Genomic DNA, 26,307 nt, shown 5'->3' with positions numbered 1-26,307 from the left:
TTCTTGCCTCCGGGATGACGAACATGACCGTACTCACCCGACGCTTTCTTGCCGCTGTGGGTTTCGCGACCGCCGCCATCGCGGCCGGACTGTTGATCGAAGCACTCCTCAGTCTTCGGCACGACAGGCCGTTCGGCCATACTCAAAAAGGGCATCTCCTCGGCTGGTTCGGACTTGCCGTCATTCTGACGGTATTCGTATATCCCCTGAAAAAGCGTTACGGCCGGAAGGCAGGCTGGCCGAAAGGCTGGTTCCGGGTGCATCAAACGGCCGGCATCGCGGGTCCCGTGCTGATCCTGATTCACGCCGGGCCGCACTTTCACGCTCTGGTGCCGATACTCGCCATGCTGTCCATGATTGTCGTCGTGATGAGCGGGGTTATCGGACTGGCGGTGCATCGAAAGGCCGTTCGTTTGTTGAACGACGAGCGCAGGGAATTGCTCGCTCGGGGGCTTTCCCGCGAGGATGTCGAGGAGCGGCTCTATGATTTGGCCTCCGGCGAAGAGACCTTCAGGGTCTGGCAGATCGTTCACGCGCCGATGACGGTGATGTTTCTGGCGCTGATTGCCGCCCACGTCATCGGCGCCTTGTATTACGGAGGCGCTTGAATGCGGTTTCATCCGCTCCCGCGCGGCGCCGTTCGATGGGTGGCGGTCGCCACCGCGATTCTGCTCGGCGGGCTGATTTGGGGAACCTTCGAATATCCCGAGACGCTCTGGGCGCCCGGCGATTTGAGCCGGTTTCATGCGGATATCGCCGATTGTAGCGACTGCCACCAGGCTTTCCGCGGCGCCGCCGCCGGCACATGCATCGCGTGCCATAGCGAAAACCGCTTTGCCGTCCGATCGAGACCCGCCGTATCCGACATCCACCGGGCGTTCGTCCGCGCGGGAAAACCGTGTACGGACTGCCATACCGAACATCGCGGCGCAATGGCGCAAATCACCGTCGGAGCGATGACGAATCCGCACGGAGAATTCGTATTCCGCGCCACCGGCACCGATTCATGCGGCGATTGTCACGACTTCAGTGCAGATTTCCCATCACGCGCGAAGCTGCTCGACAATGCGGTCGTCGGAGATTTGATGAAAAAGGGCAAAGGCGCGCATCGGCCGGGCGGAATGGCGAATTGTCTCGCTTGCCATAGGGGCGGACGCCCGGATGTGGAAGAGAAAGGCGACCGGTAGCTCGCCCGAGATGGCGGCTCGTTCTCGAATGTAATCCCGGCCTGCCGCCCGACGCCTGTTCGGTGAACCGTGCAAAAGTCTGATTCGCCGTTCAAGGATCGGAGTTGAAAGGTTTGTGCCTGAGAATAAAAGGGTTTGTCCGGCGCTATCGCAAAATGTAACCCGAATGTCCTAGAGACTGTCAGTCTTTTTTACGATCACGAAGAACGGGGCGGCTATCTTATTGTTTTACTTACATAGGCATATTTCATGCTTGACATTCAAGTTGAGCAGCGCCCATGCCTTTGGGGATGAAGCTGCCGGGCGAGAAACGGAAATTCTAGGAGAAAATCATGAAAAATCTGAAATCGCGATGCTCAGGTATTCTGCTTGCGTTACTCACTGCTGGAAATGCCCATGCGATTTTCGTCACCGATGTTAACCCCTCGGACGCCAATCGCATTACAAGCCAAGGGATTCTTATCGACGTGCCGGGAATACTATCCGTATACCAGGTAGTCGAAGATTACAACGAAACAACTCTCGTACCCTACCCATCGCATGATGGTCTGGCCATCGTCAATCCACAAGGTGGTTTTTTCGACAAGGTTGTCGACCTTGAAAATAACGACGGTTGGTGGACATTCCAATTCACGGTCACAAATACCTATCGATATCCGTGGTCGGACTACCACTTCGAATTTTGGGACGCCGATTTCCAAAACAGGTTATTGGAGTTTCCCTTACGGCAAAGCCCCGGTCCATTCCCTCAGGCAACTTGCAGCAACCTGATTTTTTTGAACGACAACTGCTCAGGCGGAACGGCAGCCATCGGCCCCATCGCAGAGTTTTGGTCGCCAAATGAACAGAGGCCGGGGCAGACGAATGACTTCCGACTTACGATGAATCTCGATGAAATCCGTCGGCTATACGGCAATACATTCGGTATCCGCCAAGTAGCTACGACGCCGGAACCCGGCACCTTGGCTCTTTTCGGCCTCGGACTGGGCGGCTTTACCCTGTTGCGCCGCCGCAGATCTTTGCTTGGCTAAGCAAAAGCTGATTTTCGGAAGAATTTAGAAACACCTCTCACGCGTTTTTGATGATCGTCGAAATCCAGCATCGATCCTGCTTGCCGAGCCGAACCGGGCGGTGCCGAACGACATGCCGCGGCATCGCTCGCCTTTTTCACCTTTGACCAAAAGTGCGAAAGTCCTTTTTTCTCTCTCTCGACTTCAGCCCTGTCATCGGCGATATACCGATGAACGCATCCACGACCATCCCCATGTGATAATCCGAGACGCCGGCGGGCACCTCGAAATACCTGCCCCGTTCAGGCTTCGACAGGCTCGGCACGAACGGAACCGATCGATCCGATGGGAACCGCTCGCACCGAGCTTGTCGAAGTGCACGGTTTTTCGAGGTACCCAAGCGTTCCGCGCGGAATGTCGTTGACGCGAGATGAAAACGCTTTGGTCGGCACCCGAGCCGGCGACCGGGATGGCCTGTTGCCGGATCGGTTCCTTTTTCTTCTTTACCGATCCGCCGTTCAAGGCCCGGAAACGAAAGCTCGCTACCGAGAGTAAAGGGCTTTTTCCAGTATTTATCGCCCCAAAATGTGCTCTGAGCGGTACAGAGACCGTCAGTTTTTTTTACAAAGAAATAACCACTATTCAATCGGCCCAAAATCGGTAAGAGCGATTTCGATCAAAAACGTATCATCTATGACACATATATCGCAAATGCAGAAAGTCGAGATCGTGCGACTCAATATGGACATCGCGGATGGCTGTCAGAAGAAGCTCAAAATCGACAGGACTGTCGGAAATTTTTACATACTCTTGCCCCAATACCGTTCATTCAAATGATATCAATATCTTACATAAATGGCGTGATTCATGCTTTCTGATCCGGCGGGAATATCTAAGGACTCGTTAATCAATGCGATCATTCCCGTTTGACCATTATCTAACTAGAAGGATATAGTTGTTATGAATAAGGTAATTTCGATAGTTTGGGGCCAGCGCTTTTCCCTCGCTCTGGGATTGTCCTTGCTGGCGGTTTCCGGTATCGGTCACGCCACGGTCATCAGTGGCAGTAGTTCCTCCTACGGCGTCAATGCCAACGCCGCTCTTGACCAGGTTTTCCCCTTACCTGACGTTCAGCTCAATGTCGGCCCCGTCCCGGTTTCAGGCGGTTCTGCGCCTCCGCCGTATAATGACCCGCAACAAGTCCTCAACCTCCAGGCCGGGGTAGCAGGCGCCTTGAGCCTTAGCGCCTCGGTGTTGGATACCAACGCCGTTTCCAACATCGATGGCGGCAATGGCCCCAGATTTGCCTTCGCCGATGCCTCGGTCGACGACCTTTCATTCAATGCGCTCGGCGCGCTCGGATTGACTCTCGGCGCGGAACAGGTGTCTTCCACCGCCAGCGCTGCCGGCGACTACGGCGCATTAGGAGGTTCCGGCGGCGCGTCGCTGACGAATGCATTCATCAGTCTCGGCGGCATCTCCATCGCTCTCGACGCTTTGCCGGCCCCTAACACTACCGTGGACTTGTCGCTGCTCGGGCTAGCCGGTATCACCCTGATCCTCAACGAACAGTCGATCACTGGGGATGGCATCAGCGGCAAAGATGTGTTCGTGAACGCCATCCATCTCATATTCAATGCCACCGCGTTGGGATTGGCGACCCTTACTGGAGATATCGTCATCTCCCATTCCGAAGCCCATATTGCGGCGCAACCGACCCCGGCGCCCGAGCCGGCCACGCTCGCCCTGATGAGCTTGGGGTTTGCCGCCATGAGCTGTAAATCTCGCCGCAAAGCGGCTGTCTCCTTCGGCTGACGCGCCTCGAACCGAAGGTCTGCTCCGGGACGCCGGAGCAGACCTTCGGTCGGCCCGTATTCCACGACAAGCCTTCGCGACTCCGTAGCGGCCTGCCTGACTCGTGACAAGGCACGATAGGGTCGGGCCTTTATCGTTTTCTTCGCCCGGTCCATGCCGCTCATCGAAAGAAAGTCGGCCGCACCTACCGAAAACGGATATCGCGTCGTTCCCGACGGCATCGGCCGCGGTGTTGGCGTAACTATTTCACGGAATGCGCGGACTAATTTCTTTACTTTAAGGACTCGCTGATCGAGCCGGCGAATCCGGCACGCCATGCCGCCGCTCCGGCCGCAGCGATCGTTTTTTGTGTTCTGTGGATTTGGATTCTTTTTGGAGAATACGGAAATGAAAAGATGGGTTTATGGGCTTCTGATCGGATCGGCGTTATCGATTCCCGCATCCGCCTTCGCGGAAAATCGCGCGGTTAAAATCGATGTCGTCAGTGACGGCCGCGGCGTCGATTCAACCGCTTTGCGAACCGCTCGCCAGATCATCGGACACGCGGTCGCCAACGGCACCGTCGATACATTCCTCGTGCACAGTCCCAGGATAGGCGGGCCGATTCCGATAGAGGGCGGTTTGTCCGCCTGTGCCGAAGCCGGCTTCGGCGCCACGACAAAAAAGTTCGAAGCCTTCGTTGCGCAATTGCGTTCCATTCATCCCCGGCCGGGAACGACCTTCAATCTGGAATCTGCCGCGAACTGCACGAACGAGCCTGAACCGCTGAGCTGCGGCGGATTGGCTGGACTCCAATGTCCGGGCGACCAGATTTGCGTCGACGATCCCCGCGACGATTGCGACCCGAATCGCGGAGGCGCCGACTGTTCGGGCATCTGTCAGTCCAAAATCCCGTCTGCCGGGCTAGCGCGGTAGATCGGAAAAACGAAACGCGGCTCCATAATCCATGGCTTAACCGTCGCATCGACTCCGCGCGGCGGTTAAGCCTGCCTGAAAATCTCCAATCCGTCGCCGGCGAAAACGGCCGGCCTTTCGATTCCGCGGCTCGAACGGACGATGAATTTTCTCGAATGGCGCGGCTCCGCGTTCGATAAAACGACGCTTCCGGCCTGGCCGATGGACCGGTCGCGCATCCGCCTCGAAGTATTCCCGAAAAGGCGTCGGGCTGCTCGGCCATAGTCATCCGTTTGTTCGGATAAAGCCCCCCGTTCACTGCGAAAAGGCCGGCCGAGCCGTTCGCTACGGCAACAGATCTTCCACTTTGCGAGTGGCGGCCTCGCACTCGGGAACCGCATCGACCAGCCGCATTTTGGCCCGAAAATCGGTATCCTGGCCGGTCATGGATTCCGAAACGACTTCGTTGAGCGATGCGCAGACTTGGAGCATGTGCGCTTCTTCTTTGGCGAGTTCGGCGGATTCTTCGTCATCCATATCGTCGCTCTCGCCGGAAGTTTCGATGAGTTCGTTGACGACCTGATTGTGATAGCGGAAAACCTTCTCCACGTATTCGGCAAATTCGCTCTGGCTCATCGTGCGCGTGCTGCCTCCCGGGGTGTGCACCGTGAGAGAGCACGCCATAAGGGGAAGGCCGCACAGAATGGCCATGACGCGGCCATTCGACCGAGCCGGCCAGCCGTCCCTAATTTTGCGGTTCATAACGTCTCCTGTAGCAGGGTATTCATTTTGCAGAGCCGAATGCCGAATCGACGGCGCGGCACGCCGATTCCGGACTTCCGATCAACCGCTTTCTCTGGTCGGCCCGAGATTTACATGTATTCATCGCGCCGACGGATTCGATCCGATCCGCCGGGAATGTATCCTCACGCCTCGAACGGCAAAAGCGTTCGGGCCTTTCTCCGGCGAATCCGTCGGCGCACCTCGGCCGACGCCGACGCATAATTTTACCGACAGAACGTGCCTGAGGTTGGTTTGTCCGATCGATGATACCCAACAAACGACGGAGCGCCCGTTCTAACGCAAAGATTTATGAGGGGCGATCTTGCCCGAGCGTTGTCGCTCGTCTGCGAATCGGCACGGCCGCAAGCCGCGTTTTTCTCGGTTTCGAGAGACCGGTGCGTCCGTCCGTAATATTCCTTAGCAACCGGAAGAACTCATTGGCTTACTAATCCAGTATCGGCCCCGGGCTTTCTTCGAGCCGGCATCGGTCAAGGGAAAAAACTATGCGCAGGAAGATGCTCATCGGTCTATTCATGTCATGGTTCGGCCTGAATGCGACGTTGGCCGCGGAAGCCGCACGATTCGCCCCGACCGGGAGCGCCGGAACGAACGCCCAGGGACGTGCGTTCACGAAGAAAGGTCACCTCATAGAAGCCTGGAAACATGCCGAAGCCGCGGTCCTTGCCGGCGAACAGGGCAACGCCAGAGGTATGGGCGAGCAGGCCAAACTTGCGCGGGCGTACGTGGAAGCCGCCCTGACCCAATCCGCACCCGACGAACACCTGACGGCGGCGATGAAAAGCCTGGACAATGCCGTCGAATACGGCGACGCAAACCAAGCCGGCAAGGGGCGGCAGGCGGCACAGGAAGCCATCGATCATCTCAGGGCGGCGAAAAAATAGCTGAGTGCATTGTCTCCATCCATCATCGGATAAGGCCTTATGACCGCCGGCACTCCAAGGGGGCCTCTACTCCTTCCTCCAAAGAGGGAAAGGCCGCTGCGGAAGCGGGGCTGGAATGGCGATGAGCCAATAGGTAAATCGCCCTTTTCATCGTCCCCGCCCTAACCCTCTCCAGACGGGAGGCCGACTCATGAGCTATTCGCGTAAATCCCCACTTTTCAATCTACCTACCTCGACAGTTATGAAAAATAGCGGAGACAGCTATGAATAGACCGACTCAAGAAGGAAAAAAGCGCTATCAGCCGGACGGCATCTATAAGGGACCCTTTCCGGGCGATCAAAGCTTTTGGGAAGTCTGCACCTGCACATCGGAATGCCCGGATCCCTGTCTCGGAGAATGCGGGTGTCAAGCGTGCGAGACCGCGTACGAAGATACGCTGTACTTCGAAGGCGTGAACTGTACCAAGTTATGACGCCGGTTTGTTGAGAGCCGCGCCCTTGCGCGCGCTCTGCGAACAAACCGCGCCAGAGCGAATCGCTTCGACGCGGTCAGCCAGCCCAAGCTCTCCGAGACTTGTTCTCAACAAGAAACCTGCGGGCGCAATGCAATCCGGCACATCGGAAAACATTCAAGAGATCGAAGATGACCGCGATTCAATCCTATGAAACCGATCGGGTCCGGCGGCATACGCCGCCAGAGATCAACGCGCGCATCGATGATGATATCCGATCGAGCATAAACCACCACGTCGACGCGAACCGGGAGACCCTGACCCGACGCATCGAGGAACTGGAACGGGAGTGGGATATCGAACGGATACTGGAAGCCAATGCCGCCAGTTTTTCGCTCGCCGGTTTGGCTTTGTCGCAAATACATAGCCGTCGCTGGCTTTGGCTTTCGACCGGCGCGGCAGGTTTCCTGCTGCAACACGCGTTACAAGGTTGGTGTCCGCCGATTTCGGTGTTCCGCCGGCTCGGCGTCCGCACGCGCCGTGAGATCGATCGGGAAAAATATGCGCTGAAGGCGCTGCGGGGCGACTTCCGGTCGATATCGGAAATTCACTCCGCCTGGGGTGATGCCGACAAGATATCGCAGGCGATCGAGGCATGAAGTCCGACCTTCCCAGGTCCCCGAAACGGAGGCTGCGATGACCCGAAAAATGGCTTTTGTTTTGGCGAGTCTGCTCATGGGAAGCTCGATCAGTCAAGTTTCGGCGGGTCCCAAACAGAGCTGGCAGTATCCGGTGATCCGGGGCTACGGAAAGGTCCGGCCGTATGCGGACGCGGCGGCGCGGCCTTCGCCGGATCGGACCTACAAGGTGCTTTTCGATATCGCGCAGGGCGCCGAAACACCCGAAAAGCCGAATCCCGGTCTTGATCGCGTAGCCCGGCTAATCAACATATTCGCCCTGGCCGGCGTGCCGACGGAACATTTGAAGCTGGCGTTGGTGGTACACGGCTCTGCGACGCCGGCGATCCTGAAGGACGAGCGCTACCGTAACCGGTTCGGCAACGGAAACCCCAACACGGAACTGATCCAGGCGCTGAAGAAGCTCGGCGTTACGCTGTACGTCTGCGGCCAGGCTCTGGCGGAAAAGGAATTCGAACCCGCCGACGTCAATCCGGACATCACGGTGGCGCTCTCGGCCCTGACCGTGCTTCCGCTGTATCAGATGGACGGCTACATGCTGATTCCGGATTAGGGCCTCATGCCCTCTCTCGCTCAATGGAGTAACTGACGTGCGGAAGCGCTTTTGGCTCGTCATCTCGGCCTATCTGTACCACGGCTCAATCATGAGCGCCGATGATCCTGCCGCCGCCGCATCCTCTGACTTCTTTCCGCCCTGGCGCGGAGAAACCTCTCCCGCTGCCCGGCCGGGCGTAATATTCACAGTACCGGAAGTCGACAACATGTCGGATTTTCACGGCAATCCGATCGCTGCCGATTTGGTCGTATTTGCCGGCGGCAACTACTTCTTCGCGCTGAAGGAACTGGTCGAAGCATTCGAGCGGCAAAAGCCCAAACTCCAGGGCCGGATCTTCTTCGAAACGATTCCGCCCGGCATCATAGAGCGGCAGCTTCGAAACGATAATGCTATTACAGTGGGCAATCTGACTCTGTCGATCCAACCCGACGTGGTTCAGGCCGGCGAGCAACGAATCGCCGGCCTGATCGAACGGGGCGTTCTGAAAGGCCCGCCGTTGCGCTTAATTCAGAATCGCCTCGCCATTATGGTGAGAAAGGACAATCTCAAACAAATCCGTTCACTCGAAGATCTCGGGAAACCCGGCGTGCGGCTGGCCAATCCGAACCCGGAAACCGAAGGCATCGCCCGGCTGGTCAAGGCCGCTCTCGAACGCGCGGGCGGCGGAGATCTGGTTCGGACGGTCTACGAAACCAAGCCGAAAAACGGCGAGGCGTTCCAGACCCAGATCCATCATCGGCAGACGCCGCTCTGGATTTTGCAGGGCAAGGTCGATGCCGGGCTAACCTGGATCAGCGAGCCTCGCTACCAGATGATGATCGGCCACCCGATCGACTACCTTCCAATCCCTCCGGAACACAATCAGGAAAGCGTCGAGGCCGCCGCCATCACCGAGAAAGCCAAGCATCCCGATGCCGCAAAGGATTGGCTGGCTTTTCTTTGTTCCAACGAGGCCCGAGCCGTCTTCGAAAAATTCGGAATGGCGAGACCGCGTTGAGGGCCCGTTCGTGAATCCGGCAGCTTCGACCGCCCCGTCGTTTCACGGGTATCTGAAACGATTTACAATGACCCGAACCTCACGCTTGCCTCGGGTAAGCGGCAAAATAAAAGGAAGCCCAAGCCATGGCCGAGCAGCGCAGCTTTCTGCCCCGGAGTGAATTTCCCCGGCTCTTGTCCGAACTGGCGACTGCCGGTTACCGGTGCATCGGTCCGCGGGTTCGGGATGGCGCCATCGTCTACGAACCGATCGAGCGAGCCGAGGATCTGCCGCGGGGCGTCCACGACCAGCAAGCCCCCGGCCAGTACCAACTGAAACAAACCCCCGAACCTCGCTACTTCGCTTGGGCGAACGGCCCCCAGGCCTTACGTCCTCTCACCTTCGCCGGCCGCGACAAGCTCTGGACCGCAGAGCGCCGCGCCGACGGATCGGTCGAATTCACCGGCGAACCGCCCAAGGCCGAGCCCGTGGCCGTCATCGGGGTCAGGGCCTGCGATCTGGCCGCGCTCTACATCCACGACCGCCACTTCATGCAGGGCGAACATCCCGACCCCTGGTACACGGCGCGGCGCCGGAACCTTTTTCTGGTCGCGGTCCATTGCACCCAGCCGTCCCTCAACTGTTTTTGCGCCTCGACCGGGGACGGGCCGCGGGCGACCTACGGCTACGATCTGGCGCTGTCGGAGCTGGACGAAGGCTTTTTGATCGAGGCACGAAGCGCCAAGGGCGAGCAAATCCTGGCCCGGTTGCCGGTTCAGGAGGCCAGTCCCGAACAGAGGGAAACATCCGACCGCGAGATCGAAAGCGCCGCCCGGCGGCAGGTCAAGAGCGTGCCCTCCCGCAATTTGCGCGACGTGCTGTTCGCCCGGCTCGATCATCCCCGCTGGAACGAGGTGGCGCAGCGCTGTCTTTCCTGCGCCAATTGCACTCTGGTCTGCCCCACCTGCTTCTGTCACGACGAGACCGAAGCGCCGAGCCTCGACGGCCGCCGCAGCGAACACTACCGGGAATGGGGGTCCTGCTTCACTCAAAGCCACAGCTACATCCACGGCATCACCATCCGCGCCGACACCCGCACCCGCTACCGGCAATGGCTGACCCACAAGGTCGGGAGCTGGCACGACCAGTTCGGCCGATCCGGCTGCGTGGGCTGCGGACGCTGCATCACCTGGTGCCCGGTGGGGATCGACATGACCGAAGAATTGGCGGCCATCTGCCGCTGAGGAGGCCCATGCAAAACCCCTATCTGCCGCGCGAAGCCGAAATCGTCGAACGCATTCAGGAAGCGCCGACCATCTTCACCCTCAAGCTGCGCCTCACCGATCCCGCCGCCCGGGGTGCCTATGGATATATGCCGGGCCAATTCAACATGATTTACCTGTACGGCGTCGGCGAAGTGGCGATTTCCATCGTCTCCGATCCCGAACAGACGGAAACGCTGGACCACACCATTCGCGCCGTCGGCCGCGTCACCCGCGCGCTCGGCCGGCTCCGGCCGGGCGACCGGATCGGCGTACGCGGACCTTACGGCCGCGGCTGGCCTTTGCTCGAAGCGCAGGGAAAAGACGTCGCGCTCATCACCGGCGGTCTCGGCTGCGCGCCGCTGGTTTCGGTGATCCGCTACATCGTGGCAAGGCGGGAACGGTTTCGGCGGCTGTTGATCATGCAAGGGGTCAAGCGTTCGGACGACCTGATCTGGCAAGAACAGTACCGGCGCTGGCGGGAACTGCCCGACACGCAAGTGCTTTTGGCCGCGGAAGTAGCGGGGCCCGGCTGGACCTGGCACCAGGGGCTGGTGACCGCACTGTTCGACCGCACCGAGATCGATCCCGGCCAGACCATCGTGTTCCTGTGCGGCCCCGAGCCGATGATGCGCGCCTCCGTTTACGAACTCGGCCAGCGCGGTGTGGCCGACGACGACATCTGGCTGAGCATGGAGCGCAACATGCACTGCGGCCTCGGCCATTGCGGGCATTGCATGATCGGCGCGCCTTTCGTGTGCCGCAATGGCCCTGTGTTTCCCTATCCCGACCTGAAGGCCCTCCTGGGCAAGAAGGGGTTCTGACATGGACAAGAAGCTTCGCGTCGCGGTCCACAAATTCTCCTCCTGCGACGGCTGCCAACTGGCCTTTCTCAATGCCGGGGAGCAACTGGTGGAACTGTTCGAACTGGCGGACGTGGTGCATTTCGCCGAAGCCGGCATCGTCGACCCCGACGCACCGGCCGACGTGGCCTTCATCGAAGGCAGCATCTCCACCCCGGAAGAACGGGAACGCATCCGCCGCATCCGCGAAAACACCCGCTTTCTCGTGCCCATCGGCGCCTGCGCCACCTCGGGCGGCCTGCAGGCGCTGCGCAATCAGGCGGACGCCGGCCAGTGGTTCGCCGACATTTACGCCGATCCTTCGAAAATCGACCACCTGGACACGGCGACGCCGATCGCCACCGACGTGCCCGTAGACCTGGAACTGTGGGGGTGCCCCGTCAACGCCCGCCAGGTGATGACGGCGCTGCGTTCGCTATTGCTCGGGGCCGCGCCGCGCGACGAGAACGAGAAAGTCTGCATGGAATGCAAGCGCAAGAACATCGTCTGCGTGATGGTGACGAAGGGGCAGCACTGCATGGGGCCGGTCACCCGCACCGGCTGCGGCGCGCTATGCCCCAGCCTCGAGCGCGACTGCTACGGCTGCTACGGCCCGGCGGAGAACATCAACGGCGACGCCTGGGGCCGCTGGTTCGAGCAGAAGGGCATGCCCGCCGAGCGCATCGTTCGCCGCTTCCGCTACATCCACAGCGAGGCCGAGGCCTTCCGCGAAGCCGGCAAGCATTGGAGAGATCGGACGGGTCCGAAGCCAGCAAATGATGCCTCGGACCCGTCCGATCTCTCTCCCTCATCCGGCCCTTCGGGCCACCTTCTCCAAGACCCTCACCCAACCCTCTCCCAAAGGGAGAGGGAGCTCGAAAATCGGGGAGAAGGAAACAAAGCGCGGTCTTCGACCGCCAATTCATCGAACGAGAAATCATGAACGAGCGCCGGGAAATCAAGATCAACGTCCCCGTCCTGGCGCGGGTCGAGGGCGAAGGCGCCTTGGATCTCCATATCCGCGACGGCCGCATCGAGAACCTGAAGTTCAGCATCGGCGAGCCGCCGCGCCTGTTCGAGAAATTCCTGGAAGGCCGCGAGGCGTTCGAGGTGCCCGACATGGTGGCTCGCATCTGCGGCATCTGTCCGGTGGCTTACCAGATGAGCGCGGTGCAGGCCCTCGAAAGCCTGTTCGGCTGGCGCTCCACACCGTGGATCGAGGCCATGCGCCGGGCCATGTATTGCGGCGAGTGGATTCAGAGCCATAGCCTACACATCCACCTGCTGGCGGCGCCGGATTTCTTCGGCTATTCCAGCGCTCCGGAAATGGCGCGGGATTATCCCGACGAAGTCCGCCGCGGGCTGCGCCTGCAAAGTCTCGGCAACGAACTGATCCGGCTGTTCGGCGCGCGCTCGGTGCATCCGGTGGGCGTGCGGCTCGGCGGCTTTCATGCCGCGCCGTCTAAAGAAAACGTAACCAAACTGGTGGAACGGTTGCGATCCGCCCTGCCCGACGCCGAGAATCTGGTGGCCTGGACCGCCAGCGTCGACGTGCCCCGAGACCCGCAGGATTTCGTCAGCGTGGCGCTTAGGCACGCCTCCGAATACCCGCTCTATTCCGGCCGTATCGTTTCGGATACCGGGCTCGGCATTCCCGTCGACCGGTACGAAGACTACTTCGAGGAGCATCAGGAAGCCCATTCCACCGCCCTGTATTCCCTGCTCGACGGACGGCCTTATCTGGTCGGACCGCTGGCGCGGCTCAACCTGAATTGGGACCGGCTGCCGGAACCGGTCCGCTCGACTCTGGCGAAAACCGGCATCCCCTTCCCTTCCCGCAACGTCTTCCACAGCATGCTGGCGCGCGCCGTCGAGATCCACCTCGCCATCGTGGAAGCCATACGCCTGCTGGAAAACTACGAGCCGGACGTCCCGTTCGTCTCCGGCGAATGCCGCGCAGGCAGCGGATTCGGCTGCACCGAGGCGCCGCGCGGAATGCTCTGGCACCGCTACGACGTCGACGCGGGCGGCAAAATCCTAAAGGCCCGCATCGTCCCGCCGACCAGCCAGAACCAGGCGCGCATCGCCGAGGATCTGCACCGCTCGATCGAAGCCTTCGGCCTCGATCGCAGCGACGACGAATTGCGCCTGCACGGGGAAAAGGTCATCCGCAACTACGATCCGTGCATTTCCTGCGCCACACATTTCCTGAAGCTGAAGGTGATCCGGGAATGACGCCGGTCCGCGTCCTGGGACTGGGCTCGCCGTTCGGCGACGACCGGATCGGCTGGATCGCAGTGGACAGCCTGATTCGCTCGAGCGGCTTCCGCGCGCTGCCCGAGGGAGTCGCGTCGGCCGAAATCTGCGAGCCGGTCGGGAGCCGTCTCCTCGACGCCATGCGCGGCGCGAATCTCGCGATCCTGATCGATGCCGCGCAATCCGGAGCGGAACCGGGCACGATCCGGCGCCTGAACGCACAGAATCTCGAAGACGGCACCGAGCCCTGTTCCAGCCACGGCTTCGGGCTTTCGTCCACCCTGGCCCTGGGCCGGGCTCTCGGCGATCTGCCGGAAAATGTCGTCGTATTCCTCGTCGAAATTCCGGCCACGGCCGAGTTCGGGCCGGCCGAGAATTTGAGCGCGCCGGTGACCGCGACGATTCCGGGTCTGCTCGTAGCCCTTCTGTCCGAAATCGCGGAATGGACGGCCAGGCCGCGTTGCGACAAGGCTGCCGCCGTACAAGGCCCGGCATAGGGCCGATCGGTTTTTTCCGCGCGTTCCCCGAAACCCCGGCGGAAGCGCCGAGGTCTTATTTTCATGGAGACGCGCGCCGCGCGACCCTGATGGATCGTACGAGGACCCGTGACATGGATAATCCCCGCTATCCTCCGATCAGCGATTACGGCTTCATCGCCGATTGCCATTCCATGGCCCTGATCTCGCGGGCAGGCTCGATCGACTGGTGCTGCATGCCTCGGGTCGATTCCGGGAGTTGCTTCGGCCGCCTGCTCGACTGGGAAAACGGCGGATATTGCCAAATCGTTCCGGTCCGGGATTATCGGACATCGCGCCGCTATCTGCCGGACACGCTGGTGCTCGAAACCACCTTCCGGACCGACACCGGAACCGCCCGTCTCATCGACTGCCTCACCTTGCGCGCCGGGGGAGAACGGCGAAGCCATCGCCAAATCCTTCGCATACTGGAGGGCGTCGAGGGACAGGTCGAATTCCGGGTCGAAGTCGTGCCGCGCTTCGATTACGGCGAGATCCGCCCGTGGATCCGAAAGCGTCGGAACGGCGAGGATCATGTCGCCATCGGAGGCGCCGACGGATTGCTCGTTTCCGGCGAGATATCGCTGAATTTGCGCGATCTCCACGACCTGAGCGGACGCTGCACCGTCGAACCCGGCCAGCGCAAACGCCTGTCCCTGCTCTATCGGCGGCCGGAACGGCTGGCCGGCGACCGTTTGCGGCCGCCGGTCGGCGGACTGCTGGACAAGCGACTCGAACAAACCCTCCGCTGGTGGCGGAACTGGAGCGCCCAGGGCCGGACCGACCTGCCCCACGCCGATCTGGCGCGGCGTTCGGCGATCGTGCTCAAGGGACTGTCGTACGGCCCCACCGGCGCCATCGCCGCGGCGGCGACCACCTCGTTGCCCGAGGCGCCCGGCGGCAGCCGAAACTGGGACTATCGCTTCAGTTGGGTGCGGGATTCGTGCTTCGCGGTGAATTCGCTCGCCGGACTCGGTTACGTGAAGGAGGCTGACGCCTTTCGCCGGTTCATCGAACGCAGCGCCGCCGGCAGCGCCGACGAGCTGCAAATCCTGTACGGCGTCGGCGGAGAGCGGCGGCTGCACGAATACGCACTCGCCGAACTCGAAGGCTATCGCGGCGCGCGGCCGGTACGGATCGGCAATGCCGCCGAAAACCAAATCCAGCTGGACGCCTACGGAGAATTGCTGGAACTGGCCTGGCGCTGGCATCAGCGCGGCAAGACGCCCGACGAGGATTATCGAAGGTTCCTGATCGGCCTGGTGGATACCGCGGCGAAATACTGGCGCGAACCGGACCGGGGCATCTGGGAGATGCGCAGCGAACCGCGCCATTTCGTGCAGTCCAAAGTCATGTGCTGGGCGGCGCTGGATCGCGGCATCAAGCTTCTGAAAGACGCGCTTCCGGCGCGGGTCGAGGGTTGGATCCGCGAGCGCGAGGCGCTGCGTCGGGCCATCGAAACCCACGGCTACGACCGCGAGCGCGGCGTGTTCGTCCAGGCGTTCGGCTATCCGACCCCCGATGCGGCGCTGCTCCTGCTGCCGACCGCCGGGTTCGTCGCCTTCGACGACCCGCGCATGATCCGCACCACCGACGCGGTACGGGCGGCCCTGGACGAAGACGGCCTGCTGCGCCGCTACCCCGTCGGCAGCGACCGGCTCGAAGGACGCGAAGGCGTGTTCCTGCCCTGCTCGTTCTGGCTGGTCGAATGCCTGGCCCGCCAGCGCCGTTTGCGCGAGGCGCACGCAGCGCTCGACCGCGCCCTCGCCACCGCCAACGATCTGGGCCTGTTTGCCGAGGAATACGACACGCGCGCCGGCGAGATGCTGAGCAACTATCCCCAGGCCTTGACCCATCTTTCGCTCATCTCCGCCATCGTCGCCCTGGCGGAAATGGAAGCCGGAGAAGAAAGCCGTGCCGGTGAAATCAGATATTGAGGCGGCGTTCGTTCAAAGCATTTTCGACCGCACCGGTTTTCCGTGCGATCCTATCGAGCATCGCGTCAAAGCGGCCCGCAGGGAGCGGTTTCGCCCGGGGCCGGTCTAATATCTTGCGGATGCATGCGCGGCTCATCTGTCCGTTACGGGAATCGCGGCTCCTCGCAACGGCATGGAGCGGAGAACATCGTCTTCATGGTCCGAAGCGCCGAGCCGCGCGGAGACGCCCGATTATTTCGAGGAGGCCCGACAACATGCCAGATCGCCGCAAAAACCCGATTCTTCGCTGGTGCGGAATTCTGACCGCACTGCTGCTGTGCCTTTGCCGGATTGCCTCCGGCGCGCGGGTGGACGAGCCGTCTTACCCGTATCCCTACAAGAATCCTTACCTCGCCACGGCCACGGTAGCCATTCTGAAAGACCGCGAACAGCGCTATGTATGGGACCGGACCCGCGATCTGGATATCGAACTGATCCCCGGCCGGAACGATACCTATCTGCTGGAAGGCAAAGGAAAACTGCGTGTCCGTTATTCGCCCCAGCAAGGACCGGCGCCACTGGTTTTTCTAGTGCCGGGCTTCGGCGGCTCCGCCTATTCGGGCGTGGCGCGTTATCTCTCGCAGTTGCTCGCCGATCACGGATTCCAGGTGCTGGCGCTGCCCTCTCCGTTTCACTGGAACTTCACACTGGCGGCCAGCCGCTCGGCCTTGCCGGGACTCACCGAGCGGGACAGCGAGGACTTGTACCGCGCCATGCAATCGGCTTTGAACGCCGTGCGCGAGCAGTTTCGCCCCGAGATCACCCGCATCGGACTGGTCGGGTTGAGCCACGGCGCCTTGGCGGCGGCTTATTTGAGCAAGCTCGACTCGGAACGCCAGAAAATCGGCTTCGACGCCACGCTTCTGATCAATCCTCCCATCGATTTGTCCGGCGCCCTCGACACGATAGACCGGCTGGCGGATTTGAAGCAGCGCTACACGCCCAAGCAGAGAACCAACATCCAGTCCTATGCCGTCGGCGTGGGCAGCAACGCGCTCCGCCGCGACATCGAGGAACCCGATTACTTCCTCCACTGGGACCAGCGCCTCAAGCTGAACGACGAAGAAATACGCTACCTGATCGGCTGGACCTTGCGCATGCCCGTGGGAAGCTCGCTTTACGTCAGCTCGCTGATCCTTCCGGACATGGGCATTCTCCAAACGCCGATCAGTTGGGGATATCGCAGCGCGCGGATGGAAGAAGCCCAATCCTTCGACATCATGGACTATCTCAAGCGGGTCCTCGTGCCGCACCTGGAGCGGACCGGCGGGAGGAATCTCAGCTTCGACCGGCTCGTCCGCGAATCATCCCTGAAGCACATCGCGCCGGTCTTGCGGGACAATCCGAAGGTTTACCTGATGCACAATGCCGATGACTTTCTGGTGTCCGAAAAGGACCTGATCTTCGCCGAACGGATCTTCGGCGACCGGGTCACCATTTATCCCTACGGCGGACATCTCGGCAACCTGTGGTATCCGCGGAACCGGCAGGACATTCTGACGATACTGGAGCCTCTGCTGACCGAACGTTCTCCGGCGAGACTGACCGGGGAACGGGACACCACATCTCTCGCGCCGTAGTTTGGACGTTTTAAGCCCGCAATCGCCGCGGGAGCGGTTGAGGTTCCGGCCGGATCGATTCGGAGCGGGGATGCCTCGGCGCGGCGACGAGCCGTGCCGGCCAAGGCCGAACGCCACCGGTCCGAAATGCCGGGAAGATATTTACGGGCCCGGTTAGCAATCTCTGGCGAACGCCCTCTCCGCTCGTCGGCCAAAGGAGTGACATCATGGAAACAGAGCCGGGTACTCCGGAACGCGGCGGGTTTTGGCGCCTGATCCACGGAGCCTGGATCTTTCTCGTCTTCATGGCGCGCCTCGCGGTTGCGCTGTTTTATCTCGGCGTGTTGGTCGGGTTGTGGTTTCTCTTCACCGGAGGACCGGCGCCCACCGTTCCGGACCGGGCGGTATTGGTGTGGGCGCCGCAGGGCGATCTGACCGAACGGCCGGACGCCGGCAACAGGCTGGCCCGGTCTTTTTGGGGCGGCAAACCGGACCACACGCGGCTGGCGGATCTGATTACGGTTCTCGACCGGGCGGCCGGGGACGACCGCATCAGGCTCGTGCGCCTGAAGCTGGACGATATGGGCCATGCGGGCCTCGCCCAGCTTCAGGAACTCGCGGACGCCATCCGCCGTTTCCGGAAAAGCGGTAAACCGGTGATCGCCACGTCGTACCGCTACGATCAGGGGCAGTATATTCTGGCCGCGCAAGCGAAGAAGATCTGCCTCGATCCGATGGGCGACGTGTTGCTCAAGGGTTTCGGGTCCTATCACTACTACTTCGGGAAAGTTCTCGGCGAATTGGGCATCCGCGCCCACGTATTCCGCGTCGGCCAATACAAATCGGCGGTCGAGCCCTTCGTCCGCAACGACATGTCGGCGGCCGCCCGCGAAGAGAGCCGGGCGCTGCTGAGTTCGCTGTGGAACGTTTACAAGCAGGAGATCGCGGCCGGGCGTCCGCAGATGCCGGGATCGATCGACGACTATGTTTCCCGTTATGGCGACCGGATCGCCGCCGAACGCGGCGATTCTGCCCGAACCGCGCTCGAGGCAGGCCTGGTCGACGAACTGGTTACGGCGGAACAGATATCCGTCAAGCCGGCCTCGTTATTCGGCCCGGACGCCGAGCCGTATCGGCCGATCGACGACCGCGATTATCTTGCGGCCACCGATGCCGAACGAAGCGGACGCCCGCCGAAAGCGGTCGGCCTGATCGTGGTGTCCGGCGCCATCGTCGAGGGCCGGAGCCTGCCCGGCATGGCCGGCGCCGACACGCTGGCCGGACTGATCGAGCGGGGGCGAAAAGATGAGGACGTCTCGGCCCTGGTGGTGCGCGTCGACAGTCCGGGCGGCGGGATGGACGCCGCCGAGAAAATCCGGCGGCAGCTCGTTCTGACGCGAGACCAGGGCAAGCCGGTCATCGTCTCGATGGCCGACGTGGCGGCTTCCGGCGGCTACTGGCTCTCCGCCGACGCCGATCAAATCTATGCCGAGGACGCCACCATCACCGGCTCCATCGGCATCTTCAGCATTCAGCCGTCCATCGTGCCTTTGCTCGAAAAGCTCGGGATCGGCGTCGACGGGGTCGAAACCGCGCCTCTGGCCGAAGCCCGGCGCCCCGATCGGCCGCTCTCGCCGGAGGTCGGGCGGATCATCCAGATGGAAGTCGACCACGCCTATGAACAGTTCGTCCGGGTGGTGGCCGAGGGCAGGCATTTGAGCCCGGAGGCGGTCGAGCGCATCGCGCAAGGTCGGGTGTGGAGCGGCCGCGACGCGCTGCGGCTCGGCCTGGTCGACCGGATCGGCGGCCTGGAAGCCGCGGTTCGCGCCGCGGCGCAACTGGCCCGGCTGAAACCGGGCGAATACCGGCTGACGCCGATCGTAGAGCCCGCCGAACTGTTGAAGAACTTCAACGAATGGTTTCCGTATCCGGGCAAACCGCCGCTTCGGGACGGCGCGCGGTCGATCCCGTTCGTGCGCGGCGTTCTCCGCCGGGTCGCGGACATGAACTTCGCCTGGATGAACGATCCGCGCGGCATTTACGCGTATTGTCCCTGCATGCCGGATATCGTCGCCGCGATCAGATAAACCGGCGGAAAACCCGATCGAGACAAGCGTTTCGGGAGACGACCATGACCGACCAAAGAGTGTCCCTCGTCGCACCGGAAACATCCGGGTTCCGCCCGCTTCGGCGTAGCCGGGCACGCTCATGAAATGGCAGCTCCCTTCGGCCCGGTCGGCCACGCCGTCTTTTTTCATTCTGGCCTTCATGGCTGCGCTCGGGCCTTTCGGCGATACGGAATACACCCCTTCCCTGCCGAGCATCGCCCGGGCCCTGGGCGTGACTTACGGGCAGGCGCAACTGACGATGACCGTCTATCTGATCGGATTCGCGATCGGCCAGGTGCTGTACGGACCGGTGTCCGACAGTTTCGGCCGGCGTCCCACCATCCTGTTCGCCATCGCCACGTTTTTCCTGGGCTCGTTGATTTGCGCCGTCAGCGTCGATCTCGACATGATCCTGTTCGGCCGCTTCGTGCAATCGGCGGGGGCCTGCGCCGGCGGAATCCTCTCCAACGCGGCGGTTCGCGACGCTTTTCCGCCGGAGGAGCAAACCAAGGTGTTTCTCGAGGTCAACACCGTTTTCGCGCTGGCGCCGGGGATCGGGCCTATCGCCGGGAGTCTGGTGGATCATTATTTCGGCTGGGAGGCCAATTTTTATCTGCTGGCCGTCCTGGCCTTGTTGCTCCTGATCTGTCTCCTGCTGTTCTTCCCGGAAACCAATCGCTACGAGAATCCGGAGGCGATTCGTCCCGGCCGGGTGGTGAAAAATTACCTCTCTCTGTTCAGGCATCCGGATTACCTGTGTTACGTCCTGGTGGTCGGACTCGGGGAAGGCGTGGTCTATTGCTCGCTGGTCGAGGCGCCCGCCCTGGTCATGATCGAAATCGGGCTGCCGAGCAAAACCTTCATCATCGTGACCACCTGCGTCAGCGGCGCCTTCCTGCTGGGCGCCGCCGCCTGCGGCCTGTCGAGCCGATTCGCCTCCGACCGGACGCTGATCACGGCCGGATGGCTGATCATGCTGACGGGTGCTCTGGCGATCGGTTATTTCGATCACGAGCACCGGATTACCTTGTTCACCCTGCTCGGACCGATCTCGGTGATCTTCGGCGGAATCGCCTTCGTCATCCCCGTCGCCACCGCGGTGGCCTTGGCGCCTTTCGAAAAAATCGCCGGCTCGGCCTCATCGATGCTGGGCAGCCTGAGCATGGGCATCGCCTCGGCGAGCACTTATTTCATCAGCACCCTGAGCGGCAGTCCCTCTTTTGCCGTGTTCTTCACGTTTACCTTATTGATCGGTCTGGGTCTTTCATTGGCGATACTGGGGCGCGCCTTTTCCGATAAGGCGGCCTCCACGAGTTATTGATGCAGATTTCCGAACAACGATTGCAGACGTTCAGCCTGCTGGCTCTTGCCGTCATCGCGTGCGGAACGGTCTTGCATATGCTGCAGGACGTGTTCATGCCCTTCGTGCTGGGTGCGTTTCTCGCTCTCGGCCTTTCGCCCGTGGTCAATCTCCAGGCCAGGTTCTTGCGCATTCCGGTCGGCCTGGCGGTCGTCATAACCTTGTGCCTGACGCTGCTGCTCTTTTGGCTGGGCGGGCTGATCGCGTCGGCCTCGGTCGAACAGTTGGCGAATTCCGCCACGCTCTACGAGACCCGACTGATCCGGGCGGCGCAGCACTTGATGGAAGCTATGCCGCTGGAACGCCTGCACCTGGACACCGACCGGCTGGTCGCGCCGCTCCGGCACATTCCGATCGAAAACCTCGTCATCGGCATCACCAACAGCCTGATTCATGCGCTGTCGCTGTTTTTGCTGACATTCGTTTTCACCGCCTATCTGCTGGTCGTTCTGTCCGGGCAAAGACCCGCCGCCGGCGTCTGGTACGAGATCGAAAGCCGCGTCAAGCATTATCTCGTGGTCAAGATCGTGGTATCGGTCGTGGCGGGGGTGGCCATCGGGCTGGCTTTGTTCCTGTCCGGGGTCAACTTGGCGCTGTTTTTCGGATTGATGGCGGGACTGTTGAATTTCATTCCTTACTTGGGACCTACGGTCGCGTCCCTGGCGCCCTGGCCGATCATTCTCATTTCTCCCGAGCTGTCGACCGCGGCGACGATCTTTGCCCTGTTTTTTCCGGGGACGCTCTTCTTCGTCGTCGGCAATTTCATCGAGCCGAGAATTTTCGGCAGCTCGGCGCGGCTGCATCCCTTGGCGGTGCTGCTGGTCTGCATGTTCTGGGGAGCCCTGTGGGGGCCGCTGGGCATTCTGCTGGCCACGCCGATCACGAGCGCGTTCGCGATGCTGTTGTCTCAACTGGACATCACCCAGCCGGTCGCAGACCTGTTGAGAGGCGAAGTGGCGCTCGCCGAAGAGATCGTCGGCGAGGATGAGTCCAAGCGAGAAAAAGACGGGGCTCCTCCTGCGGGAAACGGAGGAAGATGAGTCTAGCGTTTCCAATACGGCCGTAGGGGCGACTTCAGTCGCCTCTCCGCGCGCCATACGACGCAAGCGTTCCGCGCGGAATGCCGTCAACGCGAGATGAAAACGCTCTAAACATTCGGAACGACAAAATACCGGGCTGGTGCCCTTTTTTATCCCGGCGAAGCGTACCCCCCGGACATTCGCCTACCGGCGTCGATTCCCCGGCGCGGCACTCATTCTCTTTTTCCGGGAAGGAACGGCCTCACATGACAAACACCGTAACCGATACGAGCCGCACCATAGAAGAAGCCGCAAGAGAGCTTCTGGCGCTGGTGCGCGAAATCGGCGACGAACTGCATCTGCCGCGGGCGGACGTCGAAGGGCTTGGCCTCGACAGCTCCTTTCACGACGACTTGAGGCTGGACAGTTTGACCCAACTGGAATTTTTCGCCCGCGTCGAAAAACATTTCGGGGTCGCCCTGCCGGAAAAAGCGTTCACTCATATTTCGACGCCGAGGCGCTTGCTGGAATACATTCTTGCTGCGGAGAAGCCGAATCATTCGGAAATCGTTTCCCGCATCGACCGCCTGCGGCTGACGCCGACCGGCAAAATGCTCCGCCATCCCAAGACTCTGCTCGACGTGCTCGACTGGCATGCGGAAAAAAATCCGGACAGGCCGCATATCACGTTTTACGGCGATACTCCGGCGGGCGAAACCGTCACTTATTCCGCACTGAAACAAGGCGCCGAAAAACTCGCCGGCGGACTGGTGAAGCAAGGGCTCCGGACCGATGAAACCGCCGTCATCCTGTTGCCCTCCGGCAAAGAGTATGTCGCCGGTTTCTTCGCCGTTCTGCTGGCCGGCGGCATTCCCGTACCGATCCCTCCGCCGACGAGGCATCAACAACTGAAAACCCATCTGGCTCAATACCGGAAGGTTTTTTCAGACTGCCGGGCAAAAATTCTGATTACCGACGCGCCAACCAAGGCCGGCGTGACGGAACACCGAATCGGGTTCGAATTCGTCCGCACGCTGCTGACGCCGGACGAACTCGACGCCGATACCGCCCGGTTCGTCCGCCCGGTGCGTTCCGGCCACGATATCGCCTATCTCCAATATACCTCCGGAGTTACCGGAGAGCCCAATGGCGTCATCCTCACCCACGCCAACCTGCTCGCCAATATCCGGGCGGTCGGCGAATGGAGCCGTTTCTCCAGTCAGGATGTTTTTCTGAACTGGCTCCCGCTTCACCACAACATGGGACTGGTCGGCTCCTGGCTCGGCAGCCTTTTCTACGCATTTCAACTGATCAATGCGCCTCCATTGTTTTTTCTGATCAAGCCGGAACGCTGGCTATGGGCGATACATCGCTTTCGGGCCACGATCACCGCCGCGACCGATTTCGCTTACGCCGTCTGCCTGCAACGGATCGAAGACGACGATATCCGAGGGCTCGATCTCAGCCCTTTGCGCATCGCTTTCAACGGCGGCGAGCCGGTTCAAGCGGATACGACGGAAAAATTCTGCGAGCGGTTCGCGCGATACGGTTTTCGGACTACTGCCATGACGCCCCTGTTCGGTCTTGTCGAGAACGCTTTCGCGCTGACGCTTCCTCCCATCAACCGCGGTTTACGCATCGATCGCATTCAACGGAGCGTATTCATGCGTAAAGGGCGTGCCGTACCCGCGGCCGATCGGAAAAACGCGCTGCGCCTGGTTTCTCTGGGCCAGGCCTTGCCCGGCCATGAAATTCGCGTGGCCGATCCTCTGGGCGGAGAATTGCCGGAACGCCGTCTCGGCAGACTGGAATTCCGCGGGCCTTCGGCAACGGCGGGTTACTTCAACGATCCCGAGAAGACGCGCCGTCTCCATCACGGCTCATGGCTGGACAGCGGCGATCTGGCTTATACCGCCGGAGGAGAACTGTACGTCGTCGGGCAGGCCGAACGACTCATCCGCCGCCGCCGCGGCGGCGCCGTTCATCCCTCGGAACCGGTTCAAGCGATCGGCCGCTTGCAGCCCTGGCTCCAGGCGGTCTCCGCCAGACTCTACGGCGCTTATTTCTGGGCGGCGGCCGTTCCGATCACGATAGCCGCCTATTGTTTTTTCATGGCTTGCCCGATTGCTTCCTGGCGTTGGCGTTTCGCGCGCCGGGCGGCCAAGATGCTTTTCGGCGTGACCGGCATACCGATCGCGGTCAAGGGCAAGGAAAATCTCCCTCCGAAACGCCAGCCCTGCATTTTCGTTTGCAACCATTCGAGCTATCTCGACGGCTTCATCCTGATGAAAGCCTTACCCATCCGATTCAGCTTCGTGGCCAAAGCCGCCCTGTCGCGCCGATTTTTCAGCAGGACCTTCCTGAGCCGGCTCGATACGGTTTTCGTCAACCGCTTCGACAAGGAAAAAGGAATCAGGGATGCAGGCAACATTACCCATCAGGCCCTCGCCGGAAAATCGTTCCTGTTTTTTCCGGAGGGCACATTCACCCGGAAATCGGGGCTTAGGCCGTTTCGCCTGGGCGCTTTCGTGACCGCTTGCGACACCGGGTTGCCGATCGTTCCCGTCGTCATACACGGCGCGCGCTCGCTCTTGCGCGACGAAACCCGGTTGCCGCGGCGGGTTCCGGTTTCAGTGACCGTCGGCGAACCGATCGATCCGGGTCGTTTTATCCGGACTCGCGGTCGATCGGACCGGTTGTCGGCGATATTGGCGCTGCGCGACGCGGTCCGGGAACGGATGTTGAACGACGTGGGGGAACCCGATCTTTCCTGACCGAAGCCGCTTTCGTCCGGACGGAATCCATCCAGAGATGCCGATATCCAAACGTTCGCCGTCGCATGATTCCCGCAACTACGCTTTGGCGATCCTGCTCGGAGTCAACCTTCTCAATTACATCGACCGGCAGGCGCTCTACGCGGTTTTTCCCCTGATCAAGGCTGACCTGCACGTGTCCGACGCCGCCCTCGGCCTGCTCGGAAGCGCCTTCATGATCTGCTATATGGTCTCCGCCCCGTTGCTGGGGTGGCTGGGAGATCGCCTGAGCCGGGCCAGGCTCGCCGCCGCCGGCCTTCTGGTCTGGAGCCTGTCCACCGTGCTGAGCGGGCTCGCGCCGAACTATGGGATGCTTTTGGCGGCCCGTACCGCGGTGGGCATCGGCGAGGCCAGCTTCGGCACGGTCTCTCCGGGGCTGATCGCCGACTATTTTTCCAAGGATCGCCGCGGCCGGGTGCTCGCCTGGTTTTACCTGGCCGTCCCGGTCGGGAGCGCCATCGGCTATCTATCGGGAGGCAGCGTCGGCCACTTTTTCGGCTGGCACGCCGCTTTCCTCATGGTCGGCCTGCCGGGGCTCGTGATGGCGCTCCCGGTCTGGCGGCTTCGGGAGCCCAGGCGCGGCGGCGCGGAAAATCCGGATTCGTCTTCGGACGAACGGAACTACCGCGAGCTGTTCGGCAATTATTCGTTCATCTGCGACACCCTCGCCACGGCCGCCATGACCTTTGCCCTCGGCGGACTCGCCCAGTGGATTCCCACCTTTCTCCACCGGGCGCACGGTCTGAACGTGGCGCAGGGCAATCTCCTGTTCGGCGCGGTGACCGTCGTCGCGGGCATAGGCGGCACGCTCGGCGGCGGCTGGCTTGGCGACCGGTTGCAAAAGCGGAGCGCGGCCGGATATCTCGTCGTTTCCGGCTGGGGCCTCGCCATCGGCGCGCCCTTGACGGCATGGGCCATCGTCACGCCCTCGCTCCAGGTCTGTTTGATCCTCACGCTGTTCGCCGAATTCTTCCTGTTCCTGAATACCGGCCCCCTCAACACCGTCTTGGTCAACGTGACCCGGCCGACGGTGCGGGCGATGGCCTTCGCGGTCAATATCTTTTTTATTCACGCCCTGGGGGACGCCATCTCTCCCACGTTCCTCGGCTGGCTGTCGGATCGATGGGGGTTGCAGAAAGCTCTGCTGGTGACGCCGGCGGCCGTGGCCGCAGCCGCCGGCTTCTGTTTTCTCTGCCGGAAGTTCGTCGCCGCGGATTCCGCTCGGGCGGAAGCGTAAGCGGAAAGCCGGCATCGATTCGGCGCGAATTCAACCTCGACCCCGGTCCACGTTTACCGGGCTTCCTTTCCGCATGGCGGTCGCTTT

24 protein-coding genes are annotated in these 26,307 nt (G+C 61.4%); 22 read left to right on the top strand and 2 right to left on the bottom strand.

The features are described 5' to 3' along the window. Positions 1 to 23: 23 nt before the first annotated feature. From ACWJKU_RS07270 to ACWJKU_RS07260, 3 genes are all read left to right on the top strand, one after another. Positions 24 to 608, top strand: coding sequence for a hypothetical protein (locus ACWJKU_RS07270; RefSeq protein WP_454147217.1), 585 nt, complete (start codon positions 24 to 26; stop codon positions 606 to 608). Further along, positions 609 to 1,187, top strand: a complete 579-nt coding sequence (locus tag ACWJKU_RS07265) for a cytochrome c3 family protein (protein WP_454147215.1) — start codon at positions 609 to 611, stop codon at positions 1,185 to 1,187. Positions 1,188 to 1,519: 332 nt separating this feature from the next. Next, positions 1,520 to 2,218 carry a PEP-CTERM sorting domain-containing protein gene (locus tag ACWJKU_RS07260; protein ID WP_454147213.1) on the top strand — a complete coding sequence of 233 codons (699 nt, stop codon included), beginning with the start codon at positions 1,520 to 1,522 and terminating at the stop codon, positions 2,216 to 2,218. Between the two features lie 136 nt (positions 2,219 to 2,354). Here ACWJKU_RS07260 and ACWJKU_RS07255 read toward each other — a convergent pair whose 3' ends face one another. Then, positions 2,355 to 2,843, bottom strand: a complete 489-nt coding sequence (locus tag ACWJKU_RS07255) for a hypothetical protein (RefSeq protein ID WP_454147211.1) — start codon at positions 2,841 to 2,843, stop codon at positions 2,355 to 2,357. A gap of 314 nt (positions 2,844 to 3,157) precedes the next feature. Between ACWJKU_RS07255 and ACWJKU_RS07250 the strand changes: the two genes are divergently transcribed. Next, the gene (locus tag ACWJKU_RS07250) at positions 3,158 to 4,012 is read left to right on the top strand and encodes a PEP-CTERM sorting domain-containing protein (protein WP_454147209.1); all 855 of its coding nucleotides are present in this window, start codon (positions 3,158 to 3,160) and stop codon (positions 4,010 to 4,012) included. 387 nt (positions 4,013 to 4,399) lie between these two features. Then, the gene (locus ACWJKU_RS07245; RefSeq protein WP_454147207.1) at positions 4,400 to 4,927 is read left to right on the top strand and encodes a hypothetical protein; all 528 of its coding nucleotides are present in this window, start codon (positions 4,400 to 4,402) and stop codon (positions 4,925 to 4,927) included. 324 nt (positions 4,928 to 5,251) lie between these two features. On the opposite strand, the gene ACWJKU_RS07240 is transcribed toward ACWJKU_RS07245, so the two are convergent. Further along, entirely contained in the window at positions 5,252 to 5,668 is a 417-nt protein-coding gene (locus ACWJKU_RS07240; protein WP_454147205.1) for a hypothetical protein, read from the bottom strand. 524 nt (positions 5,669 to 6,192) lie between these two features. On the opposite strand from ACWJKU_RS07240, the gene smbP reads away from it, so the two are divergent. From smbP to ACWJKU_RS07155, 17 genes are all read left to right on the top strand, one after another. Continuing rightward, positions 6,193 to 6,591: a small metal-binding protein SmbP gene (gene smbP, locus ACWJKU_RS07235; protein ID WP_454147203.1), complete on the top strand. Its 399-nt coding sequence runs from the start codon at positions 6,193 to 6,195 to the stop codon at positions 6,589 to 6,591. 263 nt (positions 6,592 to 6,854) lie between these two features. Further along, on the top strand, positions 6,855 to 7,064 hold the full coding sequence (locus tag ACWJKU_RS07230) for a hypothetical protein (RefSeq protein ID WP_454147201.1): 210 nt from the start codon (positions 6,855 to 6,857) through the stop codon (positions 7,062 to 7,064). Positions 7,065 to 7,234: 170 nt separating this feature from the next. After that, entirely contained in the window at positions 7,235 to 7,702 is a 468-nt protein-coding gene (locus ACWJKU_RS07225) for a YgaP family membrane protein (RefSeq protein ID WP_454147199.1), read from the top strand. Positions 7,703 to 7,739: 37 nt separating this feature from the next. Further along, the gene (locus ACWJKU_RS07220; RefSeq protein ID WP_454147197.1) at positions 7,740 to 8,294 is read left to right on the top strand and encodes a DsrE family protein; all 555 of its coding nucleotides are present in this window, start codon (positions 7,740 to 7,742) and stop codon (positions 8,292 to 8,294) included. Between the two features lie 37 nt (positions 8,295 to 8,331). After that, complete coding sequence (locus ACWJKU_RS07215; RefSeq protein ID WP_454147195.1) at positions 8,332 to 9,294, top strand: molybdate ABC transporter substrate-binding protein; 963 nt, start codon at positions 8,332 to 8,334, stop codon at positions 9,292 to 9,294. Positions 9,295 to 9,419: 125 nt separating this feature from the next. After that, positions 9,420 to 10,517: a 4Fe-4S dicluster domain-containing protein gene (locus tag ACWJKU_RS07210; protein WP_454147193.1), complete on the top strand. Its 1,098-nt coding sequence runs from the start codon at positions 9,420 to 9,422 to the stop codon at positions 10,515 to 10,517. An 8-nt stretch (positions 10,518 to 10,525) separates the two neighbouring features. Beyond that, positions 10,526 to 11,359 (top strand): FAD/NAD(P)-binding protein, encoded by an 834-nt coding sequence (locus ACWJKU_RS07205; protein WP_454147191.1) that lies wholly within the window; start codon positions 10,526 to 10,528, stop codon positions 11,357 to 11,359. A gap of 1 nt (position 11,360) precedes the next feature. Next, the gene (locus tag ACWJKU_RS07200; protein WP_454147189.1) at positions 11,361 to 12,320 is read left to right on the top strand and encodes an NADH-quinone oxidoreductase subunit B family protein; all 960 of its coding nucleotides are present in this window, start codon (positions 11,361 to 11,363) and stop codon (positions 12,318 to 12,320) included. Then, the gene (locus tag ACWJKU_RS07195; protein ID WP_454147187.1) at positions 12,317 to 13,612 is read left to right on the top strand and encodes a Ni/Fe hydrogenase subunit alpha; all 1,296 of its coding nucleotides are present in this window, start codon (positions 12,317 to 12,319) and stop codon (positions 13,610 to 13,612) included. Before ACWJKU_RS07200 ends, ACWJKU_RS07195 begins: the two co-directional genes overlap by 4 nt. Further along, the gene (locus ACWJKU_RS07190; RefSeq protein ID WP_454147185.1) at positions 13,609 to 14,130 is read left to right on the top strand and encodes a hydrogenase maturation protease; all 522 of its coding nucleotides are present in this window, start codon (positions 13,609 to 13,611) and stop codon (positions 14,128 to 14,130) included. Before ACWJKU_RS07195 ends, ACWJKU_RS07190 begins: the two co-directional genes overlap by 4 nt. Before the next feature lie 113 nt (positions 14,131 to 14,243). After that, a complete protein-coding gene (locus ACWJKU_RS07185) occupies positions 14,244 to 16,085 on the top strand; it encodes a glycoside hydrolase family 15 protein (RefSeq protein WP_454147183.1) in 1,842 nt (613 codons plus the stop codon). A 254-nt stretch (positions 16,086 to 16,339) separates the two neighbouring features. Beyond that, positions 16,340 to 17,704, top strand: coding sequence for an alpha/beta hydrolase family protein (locus ACWJKU_RS07180; RefSeq protein ID WP_454147181.1), 1,365 nt, complete (start codon positions 16,340 to 16,342; stop codon positions 17,702 to 17,704). 206 nt (positions 17,705 to 17,910) lie between these two features. Beyond that, positions 17,911 to 19,770 (top strand): signal peptide peptidase SppA, encoded by a 1,860-nt coding sequence (sppA, locus tag ACWJKU_RS07175; RefSeq protein WP_454147179.1) that lies wholly within the window; start codon positions 17,911 to 17,913, stop codon positions 19,768 to 19,770. A gap of 121 nt (positions 19,771 to 19,891) precedes the next feature. Beyond that, positions 19,892 to 21,112 carry a multidrug effflux MFS transporter gene (locus ACWJKU_RS07170; protein ID WP_454147177.1) on the top strand — a complete coding sequence of 407 codons (1,221 nt, stop codon included), beginning with the start codon at positions 19,892 to 19,894 and terminating at the stop codon, positions 21,110 to 21,112. Next, positions 21,112 to 22,191 (top strand): AI-2E family transporter, encoded by a 1,080-nt coding sequence (locus tag ACWJKU_RS07165; protein ID WP_454147175.1) that lies wholly within the window; start codon positions 21,112 to 21,114, stop codon positions 22,189 to 22,191. Before ACWJKU_RS07170 ends, ACWJKU_RS07165 begins: the two co-directional genes overlap by 1 nt. A 245-nt stretch (positions 22,192 to 22,436) precedes the next feature. Next, a complete protein-coding gene (locus ACWJKU_RS07160; RefSeq protein ID WP_454147173.1) occupies positions 22,437 to 24,944 on the top strand; it encodes an AMP-binding protein in 2,508 nt (835 codons plus the stop codon). 37 nt (positions 24,945 to 24,981) lie between these two features. Continuing rightward, positions 24,982 to 26,220, top strand: a complete 1,239-nt coding sequence (locus ACWJKU_RS07155) for a spinster family MFS transporter (RefSeq protein WP_454147171.1) — start codon at positions 24,982 to 24,984, stop codon at positions 26,218 to 26,220. The last annotated feature ends 87 nt before the right edge of the window (positions 26,221 to 26,307 follow it).

The sequence above is a fragment of the Methylocaldum sp. MU1018 genome (genome assembly GCF_053646775.1).
This window is presented reverse-complemented; position numbering and strand designations above follow the sequence as displayed.

Excerpts from the sequence above, each read along its gene's own strand:
- ACWJKU_RS07270 (WP_454147217.1), top strand. The coding sequence starts at position 24 with ATGACCGTACTCACCCGACGCTTTCTTGCCGCTGTGGGTTTCGCGACC.
- ACWJKU_RS07265 (WP_454147215.1), top strand. The coding sequence starts at position 609 with ATGCGGTTTCATCCGCTCCCGCGCGGCGCCGTTCGATGGGTGGCGGTC.
- ACWJKU_RS07260 (WP_454147213.1), top strand. The coding sequence starts at position 1,520 with ATGAAAAATCTGAAATCGCGATGCTCAGGTATTCTGCTTGCGTTACTC.
- ACWJKU_RS07250 (WP_454147209.1), top strand. The coding sequence starts at position 3,158 with ATGAATAAGGTAATTTCGATAGTTTGGGGCCAGCGCTTTTCCCTCGCT.
- ACWJKU_RS07245 (WP_454147207.1), top strand. The coding sequence starts at position 4,400 with ATGAAAAGATGGGTTTATGGGCTTCTGATCGGATCGGCGTTATCGATT.
- ACWJKU_RS07240 (WP_454147205.1), bottom strand. The coding sequence starts at position 5,668 with ATGAACCGCAAAATTAGGGACGGCTGGCCGGCTCGGTCGAATGGCCGC.
- smbP (WP_454147203.1), top strand. The coding sequence starts at position 6,193 with ATGCGCAGGAAGATGCTCATCGGTCTATTCATGTCATGGTTCGGCCTG.
- ACWJKU_RS07230 (WP_454147201.1), top strand. The coding sequence starts at position 6,855 with ATGAATAGACCGACTCAAGAAGGAAAAAAGCGCTATCAGCCGGACGGC.
- ACWJKU_RS07225 (WP_454147199.1), top strand. The coding sequence starts at position 7,235 with ATGACCGCGATTCAATCCTATGAAACCGATCGGGTCCGGCGGCATACG.
- ACWJKU_RS07220 (WP_454147197.1), top strand. The coding sequence starts at position 7,740 with ATGACCCGAAAAATGGCTTTTGTTTTGGCGAGTCTGCTCATGGGAAGC.
- ACWJKU_RS07210 (WP_454147193.1), top strand. The coding sequence starts at position 9,420 with ATGGCCGAGCAGCGCAGCTTTCTGCCCCGGAGTGAATTTCCCCGGCTC.
- ACWJKU_RS07205 (WP_454147191.1), top strand. The coding sequence starts at position 10,526 with ATGCAAAACCCCTATCTGCCGCGCGAAGCCGAAATCGTCGAACGCATT.
- ACWJKU_RS07200 (WP_454147189.1), top strand. The coding sequence starts at position 11,361 with ATGGACAAGAAGCTTCGCGTCGCGGTCCACAAATTCTCCTCCTGCGAC.
- ACWJKU_RS07195 (WP_454147187.1), top strand. The coding sequence starts at position 12,317 with ATGAACGAGCGCCGGGAAATCAAGATCAACGTCCCCGTCCTGGCGCGG.
- ACWJKU_RS07190 (WP_454147185.1), top strand. The coding sequence starts at position 13,609 with ATGACGCCGGTCCGCGTCCTGGGACTGGGCTCGCCGTTCGGCGACGAC.
- ACWJKU_RS07185 (WP_454147183.1), top strand. The coding sequence starts at position 14,244 with ATGGATAATCCCCGCTATCCTCCGATCAGCGATTACGGCTTCATCGCC.
- ACWJKU_RS07180 (WP_454147181.1), top strand. The coding sequence starts at position 16,340 with ATGCCAGATCGCCGCAAAAACCCGATTCTTCGCTGGTGCGGAATTCTG.
- sppA (WP_454147179.1), top strand. The coding sequence starts at position 17,911 with ATGGAAACAGAGCCGGGTACTCCGGAACGCGGCGGGTTTTGGCGCCTG.
- ACWJKU_RS07170 (WP_454147177.1), top strand. The coding sequence starts at position 19,892 with ATGAAATGGCAGCTCCCTTCGGCCCGGTCGGCCACGCCGTCTTTTTTC.
- ACWJKU_RS07165 (WP_454147175.1), top strand. The coding sequence starts at position 21,112 with ATGCAGATTTCCGAACAACGATTGCAGACGTTCAGCCTGCTGGCTCTT.
- ACWJKU_RS07160 (WP_454147173.1), top strand. The coding sequence starts at position 22,437 with ATGACAAACACCGTAACCGATACGAGCCGCACCATAGAAGAAGCCGCA.
- ACWJKU_RS07155 (WP_454147171.1), top strand. The coding sequence starts at position 24,982 with ATGCCGATATCCAAACGTTCGCCGTCGCATGATTCCCGCAACTACGCT.